General features: G+C 59.5%; 9 protein-coding genes. 2 read left to right on the forward strand and 7 right to left on the reverse strand.

The window, feature by feature from the left end; translation table 11 throughout:
- Positions 1-19: 19 nt before the first annotated feature.
- The 3 genes from ygiD to HY17_RS08375 all read right to left on the reverse strand — a co-directional run bounded on the left by ygiD (position 20) and on the right by HY17_RS08375 (position 2,546).
- Positions 20-817, reverse strand: a complete 798-nt coding sequence (ygiD, locus tag HY17_RS08365) for a 4,5-DOPA dioxygenase extradiol (protein WP_051599844.1) — start codon at positions 815-817, stop codon at positions 20-22.
- Positions 817-1,458, reverse strand: a complete 642-nt coding sequence (locus HY17_RS08370; protein ID WP_051599845.1) for a YceI family protein — start codon at positions 1,456-1,458, stop codon at positions 817-819. Before HY17_RS08370 ends, ygiD begins: the two co-directional genes overlap by 1 nt.
- Positions 1,459-1,613: 155 nt before the next feature.
- Positions 1,614-2,546: a LysR family transcriptional regulator gene (locus HY17_RS08375; RefSeq protein ID WP_081813051.1), complete on the reverse strand. Its 933-nt coding sequence runs from the start codon at positions 2,544-2,546 to the stop codon at positions 1,614-1,616.
- A 55-nt stretch (positions 2,547-2,601) separates the two neighbouring features.
- Here HY17_RS08375 and HY17_RS08380 point away from each other — a divergent pair, with 55 nt between their 5' ends.
- The gene (locus tag HY17_RS08380) at positions 2,602-3,171 is read left to right on the forward strand and encodes an NADPH-dependent FMN reductase (protein ID WP_034765760.1); all 570 of its coding nucleotides are present in this window, start codon (positions 2,602-2,604) and stop codon (positions 3,169-3,171) included.
- 238 nt (positions 3,172-3,409) lie between these two features.
- Here the strand turns inward: HY17_RS08380 and HY17_RS08385 are convergent, their stop codons facing one another.
- From HY17_RS08385 to HY17_RS08395, 3 genes are read right to left on the reverse strand one after another with little or no spacing between them, the layout of a single operon-like run.
- A complete protein-coding gene (locus HY17_RS08385) occupies positions 3,410-4,447 on the reverse strand; it encodes an alcohol dehydrogenase family protein (RefSeq protein ID WP_034765763.1) in 1,038 nt (345 codons plus the stop codon).
- A gap of 19 nt (positions 4,448-4,466) precedes the next feature.
- Complete coding sequence (locus tag HY17_RS08390; protein ID WP_034765766.1) at positions 4,467-5,693, reverse strand: acyl-CoA dehydrogenase family protein; 1,227 nt, start codon at positions 5,691-5,693, stop codon at positions 4,467-4,469.
- Between the two features lie 28 nt (positions 5,694-5,721).
- A complete protein-coding gene (locus tag HY17_RS08395; protein WP_175354434.1) occupies positions 5,722-6,714 on the reverse strand; it encodes a phosphotransferase family protein in 993 nt (330 codons plus the stop codon).
- A 94-nt stretch (positions 6,715-6,808) separates the two neighbouring features.
- Here HY17_RS08395 and HY17_RS08400 point away from each other — a divergent pair, with 94 nt between their 5' ends.
- A complete protein-coding gene (locus tag HY17_RS08400) occupies positions 6,809-7,471 on the forward strand; it encodes a TetR/AcrR family transcriptional regulator (RefSeq protein ID WP_233348716.1) in 663 nt (220 codons plus the stop codon).
- A gap of 184 nt (positions 7,472-7,655) precedes the next feature.
- On the opposite strand, the gene HY17_RS08405 is transcribed toward HY17_RS08400, so the two are convergent.
- Entirely contained in the window at positions 7,656-10,343 is a 2,688-nt protein-coding gene (locus tag HY17_RS08405; protein WP_051599846.1) for a TonB-dependent receptor, read from the reverse strand.
- Positions 10,344-10,504: the final 161 nt, after the last annotated feature.

The raw sequence follows: 10,504 nt of genomic DNA on the forward strand, positions 1-10,504 counted from the left end.
CTTGGACGCCGCCGGCAAATCAAGTCTGATTCACGCGAGGTCCATCTCCAACCTGGAAACAGGTCATTGAAAGCGATCCCATCGTATAACTCTGCAGGAACGCTTTGGCCGTACCTTCTCCTTCGGTGGCTACGCCTGCGATATAGGCGAGCGGAAGAAAATGATCTGGCGTCGGCACAGCACGTGAAAAGCCGGGATGACTTACCACCTGCCCCAGCTTGCCAGGGTCTGCCGCAATCTGATCGATGACCGCCTGATCAAAGTCCACCGCCCAGTCCTCACCGTACTCCGGCCTTCTCCATTGGATAAGACGAAGATTGTGGACGACATTGCCACTGCCGAGGATCAGAACGCCTTCATCCCGTAGTGGTGCCAGTGCCCGGCCGATCCTCACATGATAGTCGAAAGGTTTCATGGCATTGATCGACAGCTGAACAACAGGGATATCCGCTTCCGGGAACATGTGGGCGAGGATGCTCCATGTCCCGTGATCGAGCCCCCATTGATCCTGATCCAGCCCGATCCAATCCGGCTTGATCAGTTCGGCAATGCGCTTGGCCAGGTCAGGCGCGCCGGATGCTGGATATTCGTAGTCGAACAAAGCCTGCGGAAAGCCATAGAAGTCATGAATCGTCCGCGGATCCGGCATCGCCGTCACAACGGTGCTGCCAATGAACCAGTGCGCTGAAATACACAATATGGCCCTGGGCCTGGGAAGGTTCTTGCCGAGCGCTTCCCAGGTTCGGGTATATTGATTGGATTCAAGCGTGTTCATCGGGCTTCCATGACCGATGAACAATGCCGGCATCCTGTTCATTATTTTGCCCCGACTTCCGGTTCGACCAGCTTGAACTCGGCCTCAAGGTGAAGCTGCACCTCGTCGCTGATCATCGGCACACCGTAGCTGACACCGAATTCCGACCGCTGGATCGTCGCATATCCATCGAAGCCCAGCGAGAATTTATTGTCGAGAGGATTGACGCCGGCCTTGTTGAAGTCAGCGGTGAAGCTGACCGGCTTGGTAACACCGCGAAGTGTGAGCTCGCCAGCAACGATGGCTGAGTCGGCGTCTGTCAGCTCAACGGAGGTTGCCGTGAAGCTCGCTGCCGGGAAATTACCGACGTCGAAAAAATCCGGTGTCTTGAGGTGGTTGTCGAGCGCAGCATTCAGTGTTCCGACAGAGTTGACATCAATCTCGGCTTCGAGCGCGCTGGTCTCTGGGCTTGATGGGTCCAGTTCCATGGTCGCTGTCACGCCGGCAAACTGGCCGGTATAGGTGGAGAAGCCGAGGTGGCTGACCGACCAGGTAATTTTGCCGTGCGCCGGATCGAGCACATAAGTGCCGGCCGGAATGGCTACGGTTTCTGCTGGTGCGGCTTCCTGGGCGACCGCTGTCAGGGCGCCGGATGCGAGAACGGCAGCGATGGCGGCGCTGGCGAAGACGGATTTACGGGACATTTCCAACTCCTATTTCCTGTGACTGGCGCGCTCCGGGACACTTTCCGGCCGGAGCGAAGCTTCATCTGATGCAAGGAAGATGGAGGCAGGCCCTCTTCAGGGCCATTGGCGAAACCGGTTTAATGGGTATGCAAAAGCGTATATTAGCGAATTGACTAGCCGTCCGGATTGAGCCGGTGGGCATTCTCTTCAAATGTCGCGATGAGTGAATCCATTGTCGCGCGGATCCGCGGCGTCTGGCGCATGTCCGAATGCACACCGAGCCATATATCCCGCTTGAGATCAGGAGACTCCGGCTGAATGCGAACCAGACGGGCGTCATCGTCCGCGCGGAACCTCGGCAACAGGGCGATACCGCCTCCGCTTATCGCCGCCAAGAAAATCACCTCGCGACTGTTGGACCGCATCTTGATGGTGCCGGTCGGAAACTGCTCCTCGATCCAGACCGCTTCCGGCAGATGAGATTGATCGTCCATGACCGAGATGAGCCGGTGGGCATTGATGTCAGCGTCGCTCAGATAATCCGGGCTGGCGAAGAAATTCAGGGCGATTGCGCCGATCTTGCGCTGGACGATCTGGCTTCCGCTGAATGGCACCATTCTGATGGCAATATCGGCCTCTCGGCGCGCGAGGCTCAGCGCTTGAGTGGCCGGAGCCAATTCGACGGTGATGTCTGGGTGTTCTTTCTGGAGAGCAATCAAAGCAGGCGTCACAAAGGATGAGGCCAGCGTGTCCACGGTTGTCACACGCACATCCCCTTCCATCTTGATGTCGCCCCCGAAGATCAGCCGTTCGGCAGTGTGGGCTTCCTGCTCCATGCGCTCCGCATTCTGCAGGACGCTTTCGCCGATAGGGGTCAACACGAAACCGTCTGGCGTGCGCTGCAGCAGTTTTGCTCCAAGGGTCTCTTCCATAGCGGCCAACCGCCGCCCGACCGTGGGCTGTGTCAGCTTGAGGGCACGCGCCGCACCGGACAGGCTGCCTTGACGCGCTATTTCCAGAAAGGTGTGAAGGTCATCCCATTGCATTGAAATGGTATACATAAACGCATAGCCGCTAGGCAAACATTCCCGATCCCGGAACTGCATTGCCGACCCTATTTCCCGGCTGACACACAACAGTTCAAACGTTCAGGAGGTCATTATGTCTTCGGTAAAAAAAGTGGCAGTCATTGTTGGCAGCCTTCGCGCAGAATCCAAAACCCGCCTGCTGGCAAAGGCAATCATTGCAGAGGCCCCGGAAAACCTGAGCTTCGATTTCGTCGAGATCGGCGAGCTCGCCCTCTACAATGAGGACCTCGAAACCGATACGCCACCGGCAGCTTGGACTGGTTTCCGGAAACAGATCAGCGAAGCGGATGCCGTGCTTTTCGTGACACCGGAATACAACCGCTCGGTTCCCGGCGCCCTGAAAAATGCCATCGATGTCGGCTCCCGGCCGTATGGTAAGGCAGCTTATTCCGGCAAGCCTGCGGCCATTGTCACGGCTTCCCCCGGCGGCATCGGCGGTTTCGGCGCGAACCATCACCTGCGGCAATCCCTGGTGTTCCTGAACATGCCGGTTCTACAGCAGCCGGAAGCCTACATTGGCGGCCTTTGGGAAATGTTCGACGAGGCAGGCAATGTGAAATCGGAGGACACACGAAAGTTCCTGAAAACTATCGCACATGCCTTTTCTGACCTGATCAAGCGCACCTACCACGATCTCGGTTGAGCGGAGATGGCCATGTCTTATATGGCGATCCGCGCACCTATGGCGTGAGCCTGACTTACCGATTTGGCAGCGGACAATAGCTAAGCTTGCCGATCTTCTCGGACACGCTCACACATCCTCACCGGATCGTACAAGAGGATTGGCGGAGGGGCTGTCGCTCGTGACAGCCTCTCTATCAATTGATGCGCTTCGTCGAACTGAGACCTGCGCGCTCAAACAACCCCGCGTCGCACATCGATCAGATATCCAGCACCATCTTCATGGCCCCTTCCGCGCGGCGGTCAAACAGATCGTAGGCATGCGCGCCTTCCGACAGGTCCAGCGTGTGACTGATATAGCGCTCGGGCTTGATCCGGCCGGACTGGATCAGAGGAACGAGTTCCGGCCATTCCTGTGGCACTGAACAAGTCCCGATCCGGAAGGTCAGCCCCATCGCGAATGCCTTTGCCATAGGGAAGTCCATGGACCGGTCCTGGTTGACTCCGATGACTGACACCGTGCCGCGGCGCCCGGCCAGTCCGAGCGCCGCGCGGATCGTCGCGGAATGCCCCACCGCCTCAATCACACTGTCACACATCCGGCCATGCGTGGCCTCGCGGATATACTCCTTGGCCTCGGCGGGGTCTGGGGTTTCCAGTCCGATGGCGCGTCCCATGGCCCGGCGTTCCTCGACAAGATCGATGCCGAATACGCGGGCTGCGCCCATGGCCAGCGCACCCTCCGCGGCCATCAGGCCGATCGGGCCGAGCCCAACCACCGCAACCGTTGCACCGTGCGCGATGTCGGCATTGCGGGCGCCGAACCAAGCGGTCGCCAGGGCATCCGTCAGCATCAGCGCCTGCTCCGCGGTGACGCCCTCCGGAATGCGCGCTGCGTTGAAGTCGGCCGCGGGAACGCGCACACCCTCTGCCTGGCACCCCTGTAGCGCGCTAGAGAGTCCGTAGCAGCGGCCGGAATTCGTTTCACAATTGACGACATTGCCGGCGAGGCAGGAGCGGCACTGACCACACCCGACCGCTGCGGAAATCATGACCTTGTCACCAACCTTCAGCTGGCGAACGGAACGTCCGATCTCGACCACTTCTCCGACGGCTTCATGGCCGACGCAGTATCCGACATCCTCCGAGAAGGTTTCCCCGTGATAGATGTGCAGGTCACTGCCGCAGATGGAGCATTTATCGACCTTGATGATCGCATCGCGGTCATCTTCGATGATCGGGTCAGGCATGGATTCAAAGCCGATCTCTTTCGGCCCGCGATAGACGAGTGCTTTCATGACGCGTTTGTTCCCCTGATCAGCGGACAGGCATGGCGTTGTATTCGCGGATCTTCAGCTTGCCGAGCTGGGACATGTGGACCTCGTCCGGGCCGTCAGCGATGCGAAGGAACCGGTTTAGCGTGAAGAAGCGTGCGACCGGTGTATCGTCGCTAACCCCCATGCCGCCATGCGCCTGGATTGCGCGGTCGCATACAGTTTGTGCCATCTGTGGCGCGACGACCTTGATGGCGGCGATCAGGTCCTTGGCATCCTTGTTACCGAAACGATCCATAGCGTCGGCGGCCTTTAGCGTCAGAAGGCGTGCCATCTCGATCTCGCAGAAGCTGCGCGCGATGTCCTGGCGGATAGAACTCTGGTCAGCGAGCTTCTTGCCGAACGCCACCCGGTTCTCGACGCGGCGGGACATAATTTCCAAGGCACGCTGCGCCTGACCGATGGAGCGCATACAATGATGGATCCGGCCAGGGCCGAGGCGGCCCTGTGCGATTTCAAATCCACGCCCTTCGCCGAGGATCATGTTTTCCTTCGGGACGCGGACATTCTCGAAACGCAGCTCGCATTCCCCACCGGGCGAGTTCTTTGAACCGAAAACAGTCAAGTGGCGTACGATAGTGATGCCGGGCGTGTCTGGCTCCACCAGAATTTGCGAGTGTTGTTGGTGGCGTGGATTGTCCAGTAGCGTCTTACCCATGACGATCCAGATCTTGCAGTTCGGATTCATCGCGCCCGAAATCCACCACTTCCGGCCGTTGATGACGTAATCGTCGCCATCCGGGAGGATGGTGAGTTCAAGATTGGTTGCATCTGAAGAAGCAACTTGCGGCTCAGTCATCACATAAGCGGAGCGGATCTCGCCAGCGAGCAGAGGTTTCAGCCACTTTTCCTTCTGTGCGGGGGAACCGTATTTCGCCAAAACTTCCATGTTTCCTGTGTCGGGAGCCGAACAGTTGAAGAATTCCGACGAGTGCGGCACCCGGCCCATGATCTCGGCAAGCGGCGCGTATTCCATATTGGTGAGGCCGGCGCTGTATTCGCCGTATTCCTCTGGCAGGAACAGGTTCCACAGGCCTTCGGCTTTCGCATGATCCTTGATCTTATCGATGCCGGGCCAGCGTTTCCAGAGGTTCGCGGGGTCTTCATCCCAGGCATGGTATTCCTCTTCGGTCGGGTAGACATATTTGTCGAAGAAGGCCTCAACGCGCGCGATCAGGTCCTTGGTCTTCTGGCTATGCTCAAACAGCATCTTAATTCCTCCAGGGTTTTGTCCGTACTCAGCTGATCCAGCGCAGTGCGCGTTCGAGCAGCCATATGGTTCGTCTGTGCAAATCGTCGCCTGTCGCCTTTGGCGCCTTGCCGGCGCAGGCGCGCGCATAGGTGCCTTCCAGAATGATCCCCAGCTTGTAGCAGGCAAGGACGCCGTACCAGTGAATGCCTGAAAGGTCCCTGTCAGATTGGGACGCATAGCGTGCCACGAGTTCTTCGGTAGTCGGGAAGCCTTCCCAAGGCTGGACAGCAACTGTTCCGGCATCGGATCGGTCGCTCTCCTCAGGCCAGGTTGCCAGAAGCCACCCAAGATCCAGAAGCGGATCACCGATGGTCGTCAGTTCCCAATCGACGATGGCAGCCAGCTTTGGCGTGTCGAACCGGAACATGACATTGGCAAGGTGATAGTCGCCATGAATAATGCCAGCGCGAAACCCGGATGGTCTGTGCTCGTCCAACCAGTCGCCGATACGGTTGACACCCTGCAGATCCTTGCGGCCATCCCATTCCGGAATTTCGGCGTAGCTTTCGAGCTGGGCTTTCCAGCGGCTGACCTGGCGTTCCAGATAGTTCTCCGGCTTGCCCAGGCCCGTCAGCCCGACAGCGACATAATCCACCGCGCCCAGTGCCGCGATCCCGTCGACCAGCGAGAGACCCATCTGGTGGCGCAGATCAGGCGAACTCGCGAACGGATCGGGCAGTCCCTGTGTTGCATTGAACCCATCGACAGGTTCCATCAGGTAGAACGCCGCGCCGGGCACGGCTTCATCCTCGCACGCAGCGATAAGTCCCGGATGGGGCACGCCAGTTCCGCTCAAGGCTGCCAGCACACGCGCTTCCCTACGCATCGTTTCGTTGGAATTGGCACGCAGGACAGGAGGCGGACGGCGCAGCACGTAGGTCCGGCCGGACCGCTGAAACTTCAGCAAGATGTTCTGGGTACCACCAGCCAGGCGTTCGACCTGCTCGATCGAACCGCTTCCCAGCCCCTGGCTATCCATCCATCCGGCGAGTGTCTCCAAGTCTACCGGCGCGTCCAATTAATCCTCCCGATTAAATCAATTGGATAATATGCTTGACGCGGAGGCGGTCAGATTGCAAGCCTTCCCTATGGTCCGCTTGCATGAAAAAAGTGAGAGTGATGCCGTCGACGCGCTGAAGCGCGCGGCGCTGAAACTGTTTGCCGAACGCGGTGTCGATGGCGTGACCGTCCGCGAAATCGCTGCCGCTGCCGGGCAAAAGAACCACGGCGCCGTCGGCTATCATTTCGGATCGAAGGCTGAATTAATCAGAATTCTCGTCGTGGATGGCGCGAGCCTGATCGATGTCAGGCGTAACGAGGCGCTGGACGCCCTCCTTGGCGCAGGCCGTCAGCCTGATCTGGAAGAAATCATCCGAATCCTCGTCTACCCTTCCATCGATCTGGCGCCGCCTGGCGAGGAAGAATGCTACAACCGCTTCGTTGTTCTCTTCTCAATGGCTCACCGGGATCTGTTCATGAGCGCGCTCGAAGACCGATGGAATACCGGTTATCAGCGGTGCATCGAATTGTTGCGCGGCGCGATGGCTCATCTGCCCAAACGTGACCAGACCGAACGGATCGTGTTCATCGAGGCTTATCTTGGCGGTGTTCTTTCCGCGCGCGAAACCCGCCTCGCAGACTCCAGCCGCGCGCACTCCACCTGGTCGAATTCACGCATTTTGGAACATTTTGTACAAACGATTGCGGCGATTGTCCGGGCCCCGGCTATGACGTGAGACCTGCCTCGGCTTGGCGCAACATTGGCCAGCTGTCCGACAGGAAAAGTCAGCGATGCGCAGTTGGTGATTTTGGACGGCGTCGCGTAACCAATTGAACCTGGCACTGCTCTCGATATTCCTTTGATGATTGAAGCGGGGTCAAGCCCATTTAATCTGACCATATCCGAGACTGGTCTTGTGATTAGAAGCGCGCGTTAAGCCGCACGTAAAACTGGCCGCCATCCGTGTCATAAGGCGCATTGCGGGAATAGATCAGCCCCTTGCTGACTTCCAGCACGGCCTCATCCGGATATTCGTTGAACAGGTTTTCTAAGCCGAAACGCAGGGTCAACGTGTCGTTGAGCTCGACCGACATACTCGCATCGACGAAAAGTTCCGAGCCGAACTCCTGAATAAAATCGGCGTCCTGATTGGTATAGTCCACCCAGGGGCCGATCCATCTCAGCCGTGTCTCGAAAGACAGCGCGCCTCTCCGCAAGCCCGCAGACGCATGGGTCGAGAAACGGGGATAGAGCCGTTCGAACCGGTCGACCCGCGACGGACTGCCGGCGAAGTCGGAATTCAGCACGTCGGTATTATTGTAATTGAACGACAGGCCAAGGGTAAGATCGCCGCCTGCCAGTCGCCGGTCATAGTCCAGAACCAGATCGATACCGGACGTCCGCGTGTCGAAACTGTTCTGATAGAAGCTGACCTCCGAAATGCTTTCCCCGCCCGGCACACCCAGGACCGCAAGACACAAACGCTCGGCCGGGTCGAGCATATAGCCTTCGGATGTAAATATCCGGTCACGAACTTCTGTCCTGTAGACGTCGGCGCTGGCGACGAGGCCCTCCATTGGCCGGAGCACCAGCCCGGCAGACAAATTGACGGAGGTTTCCGGCTTCAGAGGCGAGATGACGGCATCTGCCCGCTCGTTCAGGATGTCTGCAACGGGACCTGTAGGGCTGAAGCGGCCATTGGTGAAGACGTCCAGCGTGTCCGGGGCGACGCCTTGCGATGTCCGTTCTGAATAGAGTTGCGCCGGGGTCGGGGCCTTTAAGCCGGTTGAGACTGTGGCGCGGAGGGCAAGGCCGACCAACACATCCCGGCGATACGACAGTTTGCCGTTCAGGCGGCTCCCGAATGTGTCGAACTCCTCGAAGCGGATTGCAATGCCCAGCTGGCTGCCCTCACCGGGATTTGCCTCCGCATCGGCATAGGCGGCCCAGTTGGTCTGGTCATATGTCTTCGCCTGTTCCTGCGTGTAGCCCGGAAACCCGTTCGAACCGGACGTCAGGCCGTCCACCGCACCGGGACCGATTTCATAGGACGCCGGATCGCCCGCCGCGATAGAGTAGCGTTCCAGACGCCGTTCCAGGCCGAAGGCGAGATTGACTGGCCGGGCGAAGGATGGCGGCGCAGCGAGTCTCGTTTGAAAATCTGCATTCAGATTGAATTCCTGCTGTCGCAGGCCGCCCGCATCGAACTGCGTCGGACTGTGCGGCCCCATGGACGCATTGATTGTGTCGTAGAGAAAATAGTCTATTCTGTTCTCACTGACCCCGGCACTGACATCATAAGTCAGGCCGCTTGCCGAGACACCTTTCAGGCCGAACGTGGCGGACACATCGTGCTCCTCCTGCCCGAATTGTGGGGTGAACCCGTTGGGATAGATGTCGATCAGCGACCAGTCGCCGAAGGCAGCGCTGGCCGCATAGACGCTGGGCGTGGCGGGGCTGCGCCAGTTGAAGTCGCTCACGCCCTGCCCTCTGCTCGCACTGACGAGGGTGTAGAGCTTGCCAAAGTCGGTATCCCGTGCCGCTGTTAGCAAAGCGCGGATATCCTCCCGCTCCGGCTGGCCCCATTTCTGGACCGGATCGGCAATGTCGGCATCCGGATGATCTGCCAGATATTGCAAAGCGTCGAGGCGCTGGCGGGCGCGCGACGTCGGCGCGGCGTCGCTATAGTCAAGGCTGAGCCGGAAGCCGCCTTCAGGTCCGCGTCCCCCGCCGCCCAGGCCGAGGCGTTTCTGGACGCCGTCGCCCCCATAATACTGGCTATATTGTGCGAAGCCTTCCGCCAGCGCGTCATCGCGGGTGATGATGTTGATCACACCGGCAATCGCATCGGAACCATACTGCGCCGACGCCCCGTCGCGCAGGATTTCGACGCGCTTTATGGCATTGGTGGGGATCTTCGAAAGGTCCGGCGACTGGGATCCGCCTGTGTTCAGCATCGCGGAACGGTGGCGCCGCTTGCCGTTAACCAGGATCAGCGTGTGATCTGCAGACAGGTTCCGCAGGCTGTACGGCCGCACGAATACGGCGCCATCGCTGAGCGGCCGACGCTGGACGAAAAAGCTGGGCAGGATTTCTGCCAGCACGTCAGAGAAGTCATCGGAGACAGGCGCGGCGAGGTCTGTCTGGTCCAGCACGTCGACCGGCGAAAGGCTTTCCCAGGCTTGCAGGCCCGCCCGCGAGCCGGTCACGATGATCGTGTCATAAGTGCGGGGCAGGTCCATGGCCGGTGGCGGCAGCCGGACGGGAAGGATTGCGGCCCTTTCGGGAAGCGTCCGCTGCGGCACTGTCTTGCTGGCCGGCTGGCGCCGGATGATCCAGACCCCGTTCGCATCCTGGCTGATACTCAGGGACGTGCCGGACAACAGGGCCACCAGCGCGTCGCCCACCTCCATGTCGCCCGACAACGGCCCCGCACTTCGGCCGGCCAGATCTGCCGCTTCTGCAATGATGACGGTGTCGGTCTGCTCGGCAAGCAGGTTGACGGCGTCCGCCAGCGGCATGACCGGTACGCGCAGGGAATGGGTCTGCGCCGCCGCGGGAAGCACCGCGGCCACGCAGGTCAGCAGGAACAGGCAGGCCGATCGCATTGGTCCCTCGGGGAGGCCCTCGCATTCCGCGTTGGAGTCGCCCCTAAGAAGCCGATGGCGATGACAGGCAGATGACAATAGCCGCCCGCAACGGCCATTCCTCCGCCGGTGTGTCCCCCGTCAGCGACCATGAGACAGATCGGGAAAATTGCTTAAGGAGG

The sequence above is a fragment of the Hyphomonas sp. CY54-11-8 genome (assembly GCF_000682735.1).
Classification (GTDB): domain Bacteria; phylum Pseudomonadota; class Alphaproteobacteria; order Caulobacterales; family Hyphomonadaceae; genus Hyphomonas.

What these genes read in the sequence shown, in the direction of transcription:
- ygiD (WP_051599844.1), bottom strand. Translation starts at nt 817, where the DNA reads ATGAACAGGATGCCGGCATTGTTCATCGGTCATGGAAGCCCGATGAAC.
- HY17_RS08370 (WP_051599845.1), bottom strand. Translation starts at nt 1,458, where the DNA reads ATGTCCCGTAAATCCGTCTTCGCCAGCGCCGCCATCGCTGCCGTTCTC.
- HY17_RS08375 (WP_081813051.1), bottom strand. Translation starts at nt 2,546, where the DNA reads ATGCAGTTCCGGGATCGGGAATGTTTGCCTAGCGGCTATGCGTTTATG.
- HY17_RS08380 (WP_034765760.1), top strand. Translation starts at nt 2,602, where the DNA reads ATGTCTTCGGTAAAAAAAGTGGCAGTCATTGTTGGCAGCCTTCGCGCA.
- HY17_RS08385 (WP_034765763.1), bottom strand. Translation starts at nt 4,447, where the DNA reads ATGAAAGCACTCGTCTATCGCGGGCCGAAAGAGATCGGCTTTGAATCC.
- HY17_RS08390 (WP_034765766.1), bottom strand. Translation starts at nt 5,693, where the DNA reads ATGCTGTTTGAGCATAGCCAGAAGACCAAGGACCTGATCGCGCGCGTT.
- HY17_RS08395 (WP_175354434.1), bottom strand. Translation starts at nt 6,714, where the DNA reads ATGGATAGCCAGGGGCTGGGAAGCGGTTCGATCGAGCAGGTCGAACGC.
- HY17_RS08405 (WP_051599846.1), bottom strand. Translation starts at nt 10,343, where the DNA reads ATGCGATCGGCCTGCCTGTTCCTGCTGACCTGCGTGGCCGCGGTGCTT.